9 protein-coding genes are annotated in these 14,785 nt (G+C 60.5%); 5 read left to right on the forward strand and 4 right to left on the reverse strand.

Annotated features, from left to right (window positions below):
* Window positions 1-19: 19 nt before the first annotated feature.
* Entirely contained in the window at window positions 20-868 is an 849-nt protein-coding gene (locus O3297_RS24455) for a MipA/OmpV family protein (protein ID WP_081345816.1), read from the forward strand.
* 6 nt (window positions 869-874) lie between these two features.
* Here the strand turns inward: O3297_RS24455 and O3297_RS24460 are convergent, their stop codons facing one another.
* A complete protein-coding gene (locus tag O3297_RS24460) occupies window positions 875-1,384 on the reverse strand; it encodes a GNAT family N-acetyltransferase (RefSeq protein ID WP_305050546.1) in 510 nt (169 codons plus the stop codon).
* 254 nt (window positions 1,385-1,638) lie between these two features.
* Here O3297_RS24460 and O3297_RS24465 point away from each other — a divergent pair, with 254 nt between their 5' ends.
* From O3297_RS24465 to O3297_RS24475, 3 genes are all read left to right on the forward strand, one after another.
* Window positions 1,639-2,556, forward strand: coding sequence for an ABC transporter ATP-binding protein (locus O3297_RS24465; protein ID WP_070280125.1), 918 nt, complete (start codon window positions 1,639-1,641; stop codon window positions 2,554-2,556).
* 10 nt (window positions 2,557-2,566) lie between these two features.
* Complete coding sequence (locus O3297_RS24470; protein ID WP_305050548.1) at window positions 2,567-6,148, forward strand: M1 family aminopeptidase; 3,582 nt, start codon at window positions 2,567-2,569, stop codon at window positions 6,146-6,148.
* Between the two features lie 135 nt (window positions 6,149-6,283).
* Window positions 6,284-6,700: a hypothetical protein gene (locus O3297_RS24475; protein WP_305050549.1), complete on the forward strand. Its 417-nt coding sequence runs from the start codon at window positions 6,284-6,286 to the stop codon at window positions 6,698-6,700.
* A 100-nt stretch (window positions 6,701-6,800) separates the two neighbouring features.
* Here the strand turns inward: O3297_RS24475 and O3297_RS24480 are convergent, their stop codons facing one another.
* Both O3297_RS24480 and ssb read right to left on the reverse strand, forming a co-directional pair.
* Window positions 6,801-8,528: an Ig-like domain-containing protein gene (locus O3297_RS24480; protein ID WP_305050550.1), complete on the reverse strand. Its 1,728-nt coding sequence runs from the start codon at window positions 8,526-8,528 to the stop codon at window positions 6,801-6,803.
* Window positions 8,529-8,667: 139 nt separating this feature from the next.
* Window positions 8,668-9,177: a single-stranded DNA-binding protein gene (gene ssb, locus O3297_RS24485; RefSeq protein ID WP_034781209.1), complete on the reverse strand. Its 510-nt coding sequence runs from the start codon at window positions 9,175-9,177 to the stop codon at window positions 8,668-8,670.
* 381 nt (window positions 9,178-9,558) lie between these two features.
* Here ssb and uvrA point away from each other — a divergent pair, with 381 nt between their 5' ends.
* Window positions 9,559-12,408 (forward strand): excinuclease ABC subunit UvrA, encoded by a 2,850-nt coding sequence (gene uvrA, locus O3297_RS24490; protein ID WP_070258657.1) that lies wholly within the window; start codon window positions 9,559-9,561, stop codon window positions 12,406-12,408.
* A gap of 185 nt (window positions 12,409-12,593) precedes the next feature.
* Here uvrA and O3297_RS24495 read toward each other — a convergent pair whose 3' ends face one another.
* Window positions 12,594-14,465, reverse strand: a complete 1,872-nt coding sequence (locus O3297_RS24495; RefSeq protein WP_070280132.1) for a phosphoenolpyruvate carboxykinase (GTP) — start codon at window positions 14,463-14,465, stop codon at window positions 12,594-12,596.
* Window positions 14,466-14,785 lie beyond the last annotated feature (320 nt).

Consider the following 14,785-nt stretch of genomic DNA (forward strand, 5'->3'; position numbering starts at 1 on the left):
TATCTTGAGGAGTAGCCCCATGTCTGCCATGTCCGTGTCCACCCGCCTGTCCCCACCACGCCCGCACCACCTCGCCTTGCGCGGCGCCATGATGCTGGGCATGCTGGGGATTGCCACGGCCGCCGCCACGGCGCGGGCCGAACCGTCGCCGACCCTGGACCGTGTCAGCATTTCGGTGGGAGCGTTTTCCGCCGATCCGCGCATCAATGTCGGCGCCGACACGCAGTTTGGCCGCATCGACGCGCCCGAATCGAATCCCAGCCGCACCACCATTCCCCGCATCAAGGCCGAATTGCTGATCGGCGACCATCATGCCCTGGCATTCGACTACTACCGCTACGACAAATCCTACACGCCAACGCTGACCGGCCAGACCACCATCAATGGCCAGCCGGTTTCCGGCACCGCCACGGCGGACGCCGACCTGAAGCTGGACCTGGCCAAGATGTCCTACCGCTGGTGGCTGGGCAGCGGCAACGACACCTTCGGCATCGGCCTGGGTGCCGCCTACTACAATGCCAACCTGAACGGCACGGCCACCGGCGTCGTCAATGGTGAGACAGCCACGGCGCGCGATTCCATCGGCGAGCACGCGTTCGCGCCGCTGCTGGAAGTGGGCTGGCGCCACGCCTTCACGCCGGACTTGCGCATGTATGCGGAAGCGTCGGGCATCAAGAAAAATGGCGGGCGCATCAACGGCCACATCTACGGCGGCAATATTGGCGTGGAATGGTTTCCATTCAAGAACATTGGCTTCGTGGCCGATTACGGCATCTCGAAAATCAAGCTGCACCGCGACAGCGAACGCGATGCCGACTTGAACGTGCGACTGACGGGGCCATCGGCGTATGTGAAAGTGCGCTTCTAAACGAATTCAAGCCGCCGGTTTCAGCAAAGTCAGCTGGAACTGCGGCAAGGCCGGATCGTCCCACGCCTCGACGCTGGCAAACGGCAGGCGCGCGAACGCCTGCCGCCAGAACGCGCAGGCAGCGGCATCGTCGCGAAACGTCGCCACCAGCCATGTCTGCGCGCTGTCCAGCAGCACGCGCCGCACCACTTCCAGCGCCACGCCCCGGCGCCGGTATTTCTTCAGGATGAAAAAGTCGCTGAACTCCTGCACGGCCAGCTCGCCCGCCATGCCAGGCTCCGTGATGAAAAAGCCGGCCAGTTCGCCATCGACCTCGATCCAGCTGGCCGTGTGGCCGGCGCCATGCACATACGACGCCAGCCCCGCATCGCACACATCGTAGCGGCCACCGGCCAGCAGCGCCTCGCCGCTCCAGGCGGAATTGTCATAACAGTAGAGCTGGAACAGCCGCGCCAATGCGCCCTCTTCGCCCGGGGCAATGGCGCGCAACGCGATGACCTTGTTTATTGCATGCATGAAGAACTTTCCCGCACGATGGCGTTGATCCAGTCCGCGATCTTATCATCGTCACTCATCCCCGCCCTCCGGCATTTCATGCCTGCATTTCCTCCCTTGGTCGCAAAACCATTCTTTTCCTTTCAGTTGCATATACATTATTATTTTTAAGCAACGTCCGCCATCGCGGCTGATAAAAACAAGGGGGATCCCCTTCCACAGGCCGGCAGGCATGCATCTGCCGGCTTTTAGACCCATGTCCTGGAGAGTGCTGCATGCTAAAGATCAAACAGCTGAACAAAACATATGCCAATGGCGTCAAGGCCATCAACAATGTCAGCCTGGAAATTCCCAATGGAATGTTCGGCTTGCTGGGGCCGAATGGCGCAGGCAAGTCTTCGCTGATGCGTACCATTGCGACATTGCAAGATCCCGATAGCGGCAGCATCCATTTCGACGGCGTCGATGTGTTGCAGGACAAGGCCGGCTTGCGCCGCCAGCTCGGCTATTTGCCACAGGATTTCGGCGTGTATCCGAAGGTCAGTGCGGAAACCCTGCTCAACCACTTTGCCGTCCTGAAAGGCTTGACGGAGAAGGGGCCGCGCAAGGAAGCCGTGGAAGCCTTGTTACAGCAAACCAATCTGTGGGAAGCGCGCAAGCGCAACCTGGGCACGTATTCGGGCGGCATGCGCCAGCGCTTCGGCATCGCCCAGGCACTGCTGGGCGCGCCGCGCCTGGTGATCGTCGACGAGCCCACTGCCGGCCTGGATCCGGATGAGCGCAACCGCTTCCTGAACCTGCTGGCAAAGATCGGCGAGCAGGTGGTGGTGATCCTGTCGACGCACATCGTCGACGACGTGACGGACCTGTGCCCGCGCATGGCCATGATCGTCAAGGGTCAAGTGCTGGTGCAGGGCGAGCCGCAGGCGGCCATCGACACCTTGCACAACAAGGTGTGGCGCCGCAGCGTCAGCATGGAAGAACTGGCGCAGTACCAGCAGTCGCACAATGTGCTGTCGACGCGCCTGGTGGGCGGCAAACCGCAAATCAATGTGTATGCCGACAGCCAGCCCGACAGCGGCTTCGTGCAGATCGCTCCGGACCTGGAAGACGTGTACTTCCTGCACGTGCGCAACGCGGCCCGCGACGGCGCTGCCGTTCCCGCTGAGGCACCATCCGCCGTCGCGGCGTAAGGAGCACACCATGTGGAAGGAATTTTTCAAGTTTGACCTCGGCTATCAGCTGAAACAGCCGCTGCTGTGGGTATTTGCCGCCGTCATGGCCTTGATGGCCTTTGGCGCCAGCAGCAGCGATTCGATCCAGATCGGCGGCGCCATCAGCAATATCAACCGCAATGCGCCCACCGTGGTGGCGCAGATGCTGGGGATCTTCAGCCTGCTGGCGATGTTTCTCGTCACCGTCTTCATCGCCGGCGCCGTGTTGCGCGACAGCGAAGTCGGCATGGCCGACATGCTGTTCGCCACGCCCATGCGCAAGTGGGATTACCTGTTCGGCCGCTTCGGCGCCGGCTTCGTCGCCTGCCTGGTGATCTTTGTCGCCATCGCCCTGGCCACCATGCTGGGGCCCCTCATGCCATGGGTCGATCCCCAGCGCGTGGGCGCGTTCTCGCTGCACACCTATGCGTGGAGCTTCGCCGTCCTGGTCATCCCCAACCTGCTCTTCATCGGCGCCCTGCTGATGCTGCTGGCCGCCACCACGCGTTCGATGATGCTCGTCTACGTGGGCGTGCTGGGATTCTTCGTGCTGTGGGCCGTGGCCGGCGCCTTTACCCGCGACATCAACAACGAATGGCTTGCCGTCCTGCTCGACCCGTTCGGCGTTCGCGCCTTTGGCCGCATGACGCGCTACTTCACCTCCGCCGAATCGAACGCGGGCCTGCCGCCGTTTTCCGGTTTCCTGCTGGCCAACCGCTTGCTGTGGCTGGGCATCACGGCGCTGCTATTCCTCGCCACCGTCGTGCTGTTCAAGCCGCAGCGCACGGGGACGGGAAAACGCCTGTTCGGCAAGGCCAAGGCCGTGGCAGCCGCACCGGCCGTCACGGCGCCGCTGCACCTGCCGCGCCGCACCCCCGCATTTACTGCCGCGACAGCCTGGCGCCAGTGGTGGCACATCCTGCGTTTCGACGCCGCCGGCGTCTTCAAGAGCCTGCCCTTCCTCGTCATGCTGCTGTTCGGCATGATCAACCTGATCGCGGCCGCCAATGTCGACAAGAACATGTATGGCACGGCCGTGTATCCGATGACGCATTTGCTGTTGCAGCAAATCAGCAACAGCTTCAGCTTCCTCCTGATCATCATCGTCACCTTCTATGCAGGCGAGCTGATCTTCAAGGAACGGCAAGCCAGGATCGCCGACGTCGGCGACGCCATGCCCGTGCCCGACTGGGTGCCCCTGCTGGCCAAATGCACGGCTTTAATCGGCGTCATCGCCGGCTACCTGCTGGCGGGCGTCCTCACGGCCATCGGCTTCCAGCTCGTCAAGGGAGGCGCGCCCGTGGAACTGGGGCTGTACCTGCAAGGCACCTTGCTGGGCGCGCTCTTCTTCGTGCTGATGGGCTTGTGTGCCCTGACCCTGCAAGTGCTGTCGAACAACAAGTTCATCGGCTACCTGCTGGTGATCCTGCTGATGGTGGCGCAAGCCGTGCAGGGCATGCTGCACTTCGAACACAAGCTGTACAACTTCGCCGCCACGCCGTCCATCAAGTATTCAGACATGAACGGCTATGGCCACTTCCTGACGGGCTGGGCCTGGTTTGCGCTGTACTGGAGCCTGTTTACCGTGGCCCTCGTCATGCTGGCGCAAGCGTTCTGGGTGCGCGGCCTGTCCAACGGCTGGCGGGCACGCGTGCGCCTGGCCGGCCAGCGATTGCAAGGCCGTACGGGTGCCGCGCTGGCAGCGGTGCTGCTGTGCTGGATAGGCACGGGCAGCTGGATCTTCTACAACACGAATGTGCTGAACCGGTACGAGACATCGAACATCGGCATGGACAAGCAGGCGCGCTACGAAAAATTGTACAAGCGGTACCAGCACTTGCCGCAGCCGAAGATCACGGAAGTCCAGGCCAATGTGGATATTTATCCTGAACAACGCCAGGTGCTGATCAAGGGCCACTACGTGCTGCAAAACAAGACATCGCAAGCGCTCGACACCCTGCGTATCCAGCTCGACCCCGAGCTGAAAACGGCATGGCTGAACTTGCCCGCGCACAAGGTCGAACTGGACGACAAGGAACTCGGTTTCAGCATCCTCAAGCTGGCCCAGCCCCTGGCGCCCGGCGCCACGCTGCCGCTGGACTTCACGGTGGCCGTCACGCACCAGGGTTTCACCAACAGCGGCGCGCCGGACCAGCTCAACCTGAACGGCAGCTTCTTCAACAACCAGGCCTTTTTTCCCCACTTCGGCTATGCCAAGGAAATGGAATTGCTGGACCGCAATGAACGCCGCAAGCGGGGCCTGGGCGAGCCACAGCGCATGGCCAAGCTGGAAGACTCTTCCGCGTATGGCAACACGGTGCTGGGCGGCGATGCCGACTGGATCCATTTCGACACGACGGTGTCCACCAGCGGCGAGCAGATCGCCCTGGCGCCCGGCTATCTGCAAGGCAGCTGGGAAAAGGATGGCCGCCGCTACTACCGCTACAAGATGGACCAGCCGATGCTGCCCTTCTTTGCCTACCTGTCGGCGCGCTGGGAAGTCAATAAAGGCGAGTGGCACGGCTTGCCGATCGAAATCTATGTCGACAAGAAACACGGCTACAACACGGACCGCATGATCACGTCCGTGCAAAAGTCGCTCGACTATTACACGACCCAATTCACGCCCTACCAGCACAAGCAGGTACGCATCCTGGAATTCCCCGGCTACCAGAGCTTTGCGCAGTCGTTTGCCAATACGATTCCGTATTCGGAAGGCATCGGCTTCATCGCCGACCTGCGCGACAAGGATGACATCGACTATGTGTTCTACGTCACGGCGCATGAAATGGCGCACCAGTGGTGGGGTCACCAGGTGATCGGCGCAAACGTGCAAGGCGCCAGCATGCTGATGGAATCGCTGTCGCAATACTCGGCCCTGATGGTGATGGAAAAGGAATACGGCCGCGACAAAATGCGCCGCTTCCTGCGCTATGAACTGGACCGCTATCTGAGCGGACGCGGCGGCGAAGCCATCGAGGAATTGCCGCTGGCGCGCGTGGAAGGACAGCAATACATCCACTACAACAAGGGCAGCCTGGTGTTCTATCGCCTGCGCGACGAAATCGGCGAAGCTGGCTTGAACCGTGCCCTGAAACGCTATCTGCAGGACAAGGGCTACCAGCAGGCGCCGTTCACCACCTCGTCGGAATTGCTGGCGTACATCCGCGCCGAAGCGCCGCAGGACAAGCAAGCCCTGATCACGGACCTGTTCGAAAAGATCGTCTTCTACGACAACCGCGTCACGCAAGCGACGGCCGTCAAGCGCCCGGATGGCCAGTGGGATGTCACCATGCAGTTGCACCTGGCCAAACTGGAGTCCGACGGCAAGGGCAAGGAAAGCGCGCGCGCCTATGACGAGCCGGTGGAAATCGCCATCTTCGCGCGCGCGCCGGGCGCCAAGGAGAAAGATGAAAAAGTCGTGTTCACCGACAAGCGCATGTTGTCCGGCAGCGACCCGGTGATCACCATCACGGTGAAGGAAAAACCGTTTGAGGTGGGTGTTGATCCGTACAACAAGATGATCGACCGGGTCTCGCGCGATAACCGCAAGGAAGTCAGTTTCAATTAAGGCTTGCGTCAACGTGCTTGACGCAACGCAAACCGGCCGCGCCTTCGACCAGTGCGCGGCCGGTTTTTGTGGCTGGCGTAAGATGGCAAGCATCGCCAGCAACCGCGCTGGTGTCCACTTCAAGGGGAAAACCGCATGCCGCATCGTCCACTGCCCATCCGCGCCAGCCTGCTGCTGGCGGCGCTCGTCTTTGCCACGCCCGCCTGGAGCGCCGATCCCATCCACAAGGAAAGCGTGACATTGACGGCGAACCAGGCCACGCATACGGTCAAGGGCAAGATCAAGGGCTATGCCACGGCCGAATACACGGTGTCAGGCAAGGCGGGACAGACCTTCAGCGTCAAGCTGAAAACCAATCAGCCATCGAACTACTTCAACCTCCGCCAGCCAGGCCAGGATGAAGCCCTGTTCATCGGCTCGACCAGCGGCAACACTTACCAGGCGGCACTGCCGGCCGATGGCGAGTACACGGTGCAGGTGTATTTGATGCGCAATGCGGCACGCAGGAATGCGGTGGCCAGCTATAACCTGGCGCTGGCCTTGCGCGACTGAGGCCGCGGCGCAGAAGTCCCCGGCAGTTGCGTGGCCAGGCCAGCAACATGCGGGGCGACAAAAAGGGGGATAAAGATGGACAGCAAGGGTCTGGCGGCTCCTAGCGAAGACTGTTACTGGCAACAATGTAACGCGGTATGCCGCCCACGGAAATTTGCGCCAACCAGACGACCGTCACGTTGCTGCTGGCATCCCTGACAGCAATAGGCGCGTTGGCAAACATGTTCTGGCCGCCATCCGGGCTAGCGATGGCCGTGGGTGTCATCCACTGCGCCTGAGTCGCGGAATATGGCATCGCCAAGATGGCGCCATCCTGCTCATACAGCAACGCAACATTGCCGGCAATATCGGCTGTGATGGCAAAGGGCGCGTTGCCGGGTATTGCTGTTCCGAGACGCTGGGCCACTGTCCAAGCGGCAGACGTACGAGAGGAACGCACCCCGTAAATGCCGCGCTGCTGCGCCCAGACCACTGTGGCGATACCGCTGGCGTCGATTGCCACCGCGGGACTGTTCGCGCCAAAGCCATCTGCGGTAATGCTGAGCACAACCGGCAGGCCCCAGGCCATGGCGCTGGCATCAAACCTGGCAGCATGAATGGCGGGCGTATCCATGATGCCCGAACCATGCGTCCAGGCGATGGTGGCGCCGCCCTGCGCATCCGCCACCAAGGCATAGGGCTCCGAGATCAGATTATCGTCCAGCACATGGGGGCCGCTCCAGTTGCCCGTGTCCGAGCTGTAGCGCACCACATTCAAGCCATTGGAGGCATCGCCGACGTTGCCACGCTGTACCCATCCCAGGAAAAGATTGCCGACGCCATCCACCGCCAGATCGAGATTGTGGACAAAGTTATCAGCGCTTGGCGGCAATATCTCACGCGGCACGCTCCATGCGCCAGAGGCAACATCGTAGCGCATGCTATACAAGCCATCCCACACATACGAACGCAGCACCACCGTCAAGATACCCTTCGCATCGACGGCAGGAAGGACGGCATTGAAAGATGTCCCGCCAGGCAAGCCCTTGATGGCGACGGGAGCAAGCCACGCCGATGCCGCCGCCACATACCGCGCCATCCAGACTGACTGCTGAGGGTCCGCCGCGTCGAACCACAGCACGTACACATTGCCGCTACCGTCGGCCACCATACTCAATGGGCCCATCCCCCCAAACATGTTCGCGGCCGAGTGGATGTTCACTGGTGCGCTCCAGTTCCCCGTCCGGTGATCCATGCGAGCAGCAAAGACAGTCGCAATGCCGCTTACATTGTGCTGCCAGACGACGGTCACATCGCCGGCTTTATCGACTGCCACCGTGGGTACGACACCTCCCGTGAAATACGGCATCTCTGCAAGCTGGCGGCTCGTCGCCCCCCAGGTTTGCGCAGCCGTCGTAAACGATCGGCTAACGGCCGCACTTAGGGGGCGGCCCGCCACGTCCTTGATACCGGTGGCAAAATTGAGCGTGTATTGGGTACCGCCAGGCAGTGCCACCGCAGGCTGCAGCCTGATTTCATTGCCGGATACGGACAGCGTGCCGGGCACAGGGTTGCCTTGCGGCCCGAGCAAGCTTACGCTGCTGGCATGGATCGAAACTGGATCGGGCGCCACGCTGAGCGTCGCGGCCAGGCCGCTGCCGCGCGGTACCTGTGTGGCAGCATCGGCGGGCGTGCCGTACAACACGGCAAACGCCGGCTGTGGCGGCGTGATGACGGGTGGCGGGGGATGCGGTGGCGTGTCCGGCGACGTTGAACTCCCTCCGCCACCGCAACCGGCCAGGAAAGACAGCGCCAGAATCAAGGTTACAACCAATGCACGTTGAGTCATATCTGTTTGTCATGAGAAGATTTTTTATTGCAAAATTATATATATTTATCAAATGCAAAAAAATGTATTTTTACGCAAAAAAAGCCCTGCAAGTAATAAACTTGCAGGGCTTTGATGACAAACGTCGAATGACTGGATATTAAAATGGAATATCGTCATCCATATCCGAGAAGTTCGGTGCTGGCTTCGGTGCCGGGCGTGGCGCCGGTGCCGGGGCTGGGCGCGGAGCCGGTGCCTGGCGCGGGGCCGGGGCTTCGTAGCCGCCGCCACCGCCGTAGCTGTCATCGCCACCGCCGGCGTCGCCGCCCATGCCGGAACGGCCGCCCAGCATTTGCATCTGTTCCGCGATGATGTCGGTTGCGTACTTCTCGACGCCGTCCTTGTCCGTGTATTTACGGGTTTGCAAACGGCCTTCGACGTAGACGGACGAACCTTTTTTCAGGTATTGGCCGACGATTTCCGCCAGGCGGCCGAAGAACGAGATACGGTGCCACTCTGTCAATTCTTTTTGTTCGCCCGTGTTGCGGTCCTTCGATTTGTACGAAGTGGCCACGGCGATGTTGGCGATCGCGTCGCCGCTAGGCATGTAGCGGATTTCCGGGTCACGGCCCAGATTGCCGACGATGATGACTTTGTTGACTGATGCCATGAATAACTCCTGATGAACTGCAGCGGGAGCCGGTGTCCCGCGCGTTAGTTTAGTGTACTAAACGAGGATTATAAGCGACCACGCGGCGCAAAGCACCCGCTTTCTGGCGGACGCCCTCTCCCGTGCGGCAGCACGTTTTTTTCACGGCAGGTGAAAACAAGAAACTTGAATACTGGTATTATATACAGTGTTTAAACGTCTGCACGCATCTGTATCAAACTTTGTCAGGGCACGTTCGCCTGGCGGCGCAATCCGCCCGTGGCTGCCCCAGGCATGCAGAGCAAAACCCGGCTATAGTTACAGGTTGACCCGTTGTGGCTCCTCATCCGCACCCAGGCACAATGCGCCGGCCGCACCACTCACTGAAAGCAAGGCAATCACATGGAACAGATCCGCATTCGCGGCGCTCGCACGCATAACCTCAAGAATATCAATCTCGATTTGCCGCGCAATAAGCTGATCGTGATTACCGGCTTGTCCGGCTCCGGCAAGTCTTCGCTGGCCTTCGACACCTTGTACGCGGAAGGACAGCGCCGCTATGTCGAGTCGCTGTCGGCCTATGCGCGCCAGTTCCTGCAATTGATGGAAAAGCCCGACGTCGACCTGATCGAAGGCCTATCTCCCGCCATCTCCATCGAACAGAAGGCAACTTCACACAACCCGCGCTCGACGGTGGGCACCGTGACGGAAATCCACGATTATCTGCGCCTGCTGTATGCGCGCGTGGGCACACCCTACTGCCCCGACCACCCGGAAAACGCGCTGGCGGCCCAGTCCGTATCGCAAATGGTCGACGCCGTGCTGGCCATGCCGGAAGACACCAAGCTGATGATCTTGGCGCCCGTCGTCGCCAACCGCAAGGGCGAACATGTCGACCTGTTCGAGCAGATGCAGGCGCAGGGCTTCGTGCGCTTTCGCGTGCAGAGCGGCACGCATGCGGCCAAGATCTATGAAGTCGATGACCTCCCGAAACTGAAGAAAACGGAAAAACACACGATCGACGTCGTCATCGACCGGGTCAAGGTGAACCAGGAGATCAAGCAGCGCCTGGCGGAAAGTTTCGAGACGGCCCTGCGTCTGGCCGATGGCCGCGCCATTGCCTACGAAATGGATACCGCCCAAGAACACGTGTACTCCAACAAGTTTGCCTGCAATGTGTGTGGCTATTCCCTGCAGGAACTGGAACCGCGTCTGTTCTCGTTCAACAACCCCATGGGCGCCTGCCCCGAATGCGACGGCCTGGGACACATTGAATTCTTTGACCCAAAACGCATCGTCGCGTTCCCGAACCTGTCGCTCGCTTCCGGCGCCGTCAAGGGCTGGGACCGTCGCAACCAGTTTTACTTCCAGATGCTGTCGAACCTGGCCGCGTATTACGAGTTCGACCTGGACATGCCGTTCGAGCAGCTGGACTTGAACTCACAGCAAGCCGTGCTGTACGGTTCCGGCAAGCAAGTGATTCCGTTTAGCTATGTCAACGAACGGGGCCGCACCGTCATCAAGGAACACACGTTCGAAGGGGTGGTCAACAATCTGCAGCGCCGCTACCGCGAGACGGATTCGATGGCCGTCAAGGAAGAGCTGGCCAAGTTCATCAATGAAAAATGCTGCCCCTCATGCGATGGCGCGCGCCTGCGCGTGGAAGCGCGCTTCGTCAAGGTCGGCACAGGCAAGCAGCAACGGGCCATCTATGAAGTGGCGGAAAAACCGCTGCGCGAGACGCTGGAATTCTTTGAAAAACTGAAACTGACGGGCGCCAAGAAAGAGATCGCCGACAGGGTCGTCAAGGAAATCATTTCGCGCCTGAAATTTCTCAACAACGTGGGCCTCGACTACCTGTCGCTGGACCGCAGCGCCGACACGCTTTCCGGCGGCGAAGCACAACGCATCCGCCTCGCGTCGCAAATCGGCTCCGGTTTGACGGGCGTCATGTATGTGCTCGATGAACCGTCGATCGGCTTGCACCAGCGCGATAATGACCGCCTGATCGAAACCTTGAAACACTTGCGCGACATCGGCAACAGCGTACTGGTGGTCGAGCATGACGAAGACGCCATCCGCACGGCCGACTATATCGTCGACATGGGCATCGGCGCGGGCGTGCACGGCGGCGAAATCATCGCCGAAGGCACCCTGCCCGAGATCTTGAAGAACAAGAAATCGCTGACGGCGCAATACCTGAACGGCAAGCTGAAAATCGCCGTGCCCGCCAAGCGCCACGCCAGCAATCCGGAGAAGCAGCTGGTGATCACGGGCGCGACGGGCAACAACCTGAAAAAGGTGTCGCTGAGCTTGCCGGTGGGCTTGATGACGTGCGTGACGGGCGTGTCCGGTTCAGGCAAATCGTCGCTGGTCAACGATACCCTGTATCCTGCCCTGTCGCGCCATTTGTATGGTTCGCAGACGGAACCGGCGCCGCACGATTCGATCAGCGGCCTGGAGCATTTCGACAAGGTCATTTCCGTCGACCAGGCACCGATCGGCCGCACGCCACGTTCGAATCCGGCTACCTACACGGGCTTGTTTACGCCGATCCGCGACCTGTTCTCCACCGTGCCGACAGCCAAGGAACGCGGTTACAGCGCGGGCCGCTTCTCGTTCAACGTCAAGGGCGGACGCTGCGAAGCGTGCCAGGGCGATGGCGTGATCAAGGTCGAGATGCATTTCTTGCCCGACGTCTACGTGCCATGCGACGTCTGCCACGGCAAGCGCTACAACCGCGAAACGCTGGAAGTGCAATACAAGGGCAAGAACATCACGGAAGTGCTGGGCATGACGGTGGAAGAGGCGCATGAATTCTTCAAGCCGGTGCCACTGATCGCGCGCAAGCTGCAAACCCTGCTCGACGTGGGCCTCGGCTACATCAAGCTGGGCCAGAGCGCCACCACCCTGTCCGGCGGCGAAGCGCAGCGCGTGAAATTGTCGCTGGAACTGTCCAAGCGCGACACGGGCCGCACCCTGTACATCCTCGATGAACCGACGACGGGCTTGCACTTCCACGATATCGACTTGCTGCTGAAAGTCATCCACCGCCTGCGCGACCAGGGCAACACCCTCGTCATCATCGAGCACAACCTCGACGTCATCAAGACGGCCGACTGGATCGTCGACCTGGGCCCGGAAGGCGGCGCCGGCGGCGGGCAGATCATCGCCACCGGCACGCCGGAAGACGTGTCACTGAACCCGGCCAGCGTGACGGGCAAGTACCTGGGACCGCTGCTGAAGCAGTAACGACGGCAGCGCAATAAAAAACGGCGCGGATTGCTCATGCAATCCGCGCCGTTTCTCTTTTTGCTAGCACCCCAGTCATTGCCGGCGTGTCATTTATCGCACGCCAGTCTTTGCCGGCGTGTTTCTCCCCCACTACAACTCTCCACACCTGACAAGCTTGTCAGGCGCGCTTTACGCTAACTTATTTATGCACTCAGCCGCTTTTCCAGCGCAGCCTTGTTATCTGCCAATTCTTGCGGCAGATGATACGCGAGTTTTTCAAACAACTCCGTATGCAATTTCAATTCTTCCACCCACGCGGCCTTGTCGATCGAGGTGATGGTGTCGAACTGTTCCTGCGTGAATGGCAAGCCATCCCAGTTCAGGTCGCCATACTGCGGTGTCGTGCCGAACAGGTTTTCCACGCCGCCCGCCTTGCCTTCGATACGCTCGAGCATCCATTTCAGCACGCGCATATTGTCGCCAAAGCCAGGCCAGACGAATTTGCCAGCCTCGTCCGTACGGAACCAGTTGACGCAGTAGATCTTCGGCAGGGCGGCCGGGTTGACCTTGCCCACCTTGACGCCCATGTCCAGCCAGTGCTGGAAGTAATCGCTCATGTTATAGCCGATAAACGGCAACATGGCAAATGGATCGCGGCGCACGACGCCCATCTGGCCCACGGCCGCGGCCGTCGTTTCCGAGCCCATGGTGGCGGCCATGTAGACGCCTTCAACCCAGTTGCGCGCTTCCGTGACCAGCGGCACGGTGGTCGAGCGGCGGCCGCCGAAGATGAAGGCCGAGATCGGCACGCCGGCCGGATCGTCCCAGGCAGCGTCGATCACTGGGTTTTGCGTTGCCGCAACCGTGAAGCGCGCGTTCGGGTGCGCGGCCTTGGTGCCGGACGCTGGCGTCCAGTCCTTGCCCTGCCAGTCGATCAGGTGGCTTGGTGCTTCTTTCGTCAAGCCTTCCCACCAGACGTCGCCATCGTCCGTCAGCGCCACGTTGGTGAAGATCGTGTTGTCGCGCATGGAGGCCATGCAGTTGTAATTGGTTTTTTCGTTCGTGCCCGGCGCCACGCCAAAGTAGCCCGCTTCCGGGTTGATAGCGTACAAACGGCCATCGGCGCCCGGCTTGATCCAGGCGATATCGTCGCCGATGGTGGTCACTTTCCAGCCGTTAAAACTTGCCGGCGGGATCAGCATGGCGAAGTTGGTCTTGCCGCAAGCCGATGGGAAGGCTGCCGCCACGTAATGCTTCTTGCCTTCCGGCGATTCCACGCCGAGGATCAGCATGTGTTCGGCCAGCCAGCCCGGATTGTTATCGGCCGATTGCGCTTCCTGGTAACCCATGTTCGAGGCGATGCGCAGGGCGAAGCATTTCTTGCCCAGCAAGGCGTTGCCGCCGTAGCCCGAACCGAAGGACCAGATTTCACGCGTTTCCGGGAAATGCACGATGTACTTGGTGCTGTTGCACGGCCATTTCACGTCGGCCTGGCCAGCGGCCAGCGGGGCGCCCACGCTGTGCACGCATGGCACGAACTCGCCATCGGTGCCCAGCACGTCGTACACGGCACGGCCCATGCGGGTCATGATCTTCATGTTGACGGCGACATAAGGCGAATCGGACAGTTCCACGCCGATGTGCGCGATTGGCGAGCCCAGCGGGCCCATCGAGAACGGCACGACGTACATGGTGCGGCCGCGCATGCAGCCATCGAACAGGCCGTTCAAGGTATGGCGCATTTCGCCGGGCTCGGTCCAGTTATTCGTCGGGCCGGCCGCTTCTTTCGTTGCCGAGCAGATATACGTGCGGTCTTCGACGCGGGCCACGTCGCTCGGGTCGGAGCAGGCCAGGTAGGAATTCGGGCGCTTTTGCGCATTCAGTTTTTTCATGGTGCCACTGGCAACCATTTCGGCGCACAGGCGCTCGTACTCTTCTTGCGAACCATCGCACCAGTAGATGCGCTCTGGCTTGGTCAGCGCAGCAATGTCGGCCACCCAGTTGATCAGTTTCTGTTGTTTAATATAAGCTGGGACGTTGAGTGCGGCGACGCCACCCATGACGGGCTGATTCATATTACCTCCAATACCAATAAAAGAAATTCTGGTCGTTCTGCAAGACAGGCAGCATCGTTGAGAGGTGGCTGCGGCTCACTGCGGGCGGCGTGTTCACGCGGGCAGGGCTCTGGTGTCGTGTCAGCCGCGGCGTTCGCGCCAGCGGCATTTACCTGGATCATGCTCCCAGGCTGCAAGAACAGTTTGCGCTATAACTATAATCAGGAAGCTTCAAAAGTGCCGGCGATTGTACACCCGCCAAACAGCTATTCTCGCAAAAATGTAGGAGAATAGCTTGACTAATGTAGTAGGCTATTCAGCATTTCCCGTATCCTGTTATT

Origin of the sequence: Janthinobacterium sp. SUN128 (assembly GCF_030587275.1) — a bacterium.
GTDB classification, from domain to species: domain Bacteria; phylum Pseudomonadota; class Gammaproteobacteria; order Burkholderiales; family Burkholderiaceae_D; genus Janthinobacterium; species Janthinobacterium lividum.

What these genes read in the sequence shown, in the direction of transcription:
- O3297_RS24470 (WP_305050548.1), top strand. Translation starts at nt 2,567, where the DNA reads ATGTGGAAGGAATTTTTCAAGTTTGACCTCGGCTATCAGCTGAAACAG.
- O3297_RS24455 (WP_081345816.1), top strand. Translation starts at nt 20, where the DNA reads ATGTCTGCCATGTCCGTGTCCACCCGCCTGTCCCCACCACGCCCGCAC.
- ssb (WP_034781209.1), bottom strand. Translation starts at nt 9,177, where the DNA reads ATGGCATCAGTCAACAAAGTCATCATCGTCGGCAATCTGGGCCGTGAC.
- O3297_RS24465 (WP_070280125.1), top strand. Translation starts at nt 1,639, where the DNA reads ATGCTAAAGATCAAACAGCTGAACAAAACATATGCCAATGGCGTCAAG.
- O3297_RS24460 (WP_305050546.1), bottom strand. Translation starts at nt 1,384, where the DNA reads ATGCATGCAATAAACAAGGTCATCGCGTTGCGCGCCATTGCCCCGGGC.
- uvrA (WP_070258657.1), top strand. Translation starts at nt 9,559, where the DNA reads ATGGAACAGATCCGCATTCGCGGCGCTCGCACGCATAACCTCAAGAAT.
- O3297_RS24475 (WP_305050549.1), top strand. Translation starts at nt 6,284, where the DNA reads ATGCCGCATCGTCCACTGCCCATCCGCGCCAGCCTGCTGCTGGCGGCG.
- O3297_RS24495 (WP_070280132.1), bottom strand. Translation starts at nt 14,465, where the DNA reads ATGAATCAGCCCGTCATGGGTGGCGTCGCCGCACTCAACGTCCCAGCT.
- O3297_RS24480 (WP_305050550.1), bottom strand. Translation starts at nt 8,528, where the DNA reads ATGACTCAACGTGCATTGGTTGTAACCTTGATTCTGGCGCTGTCTTTC.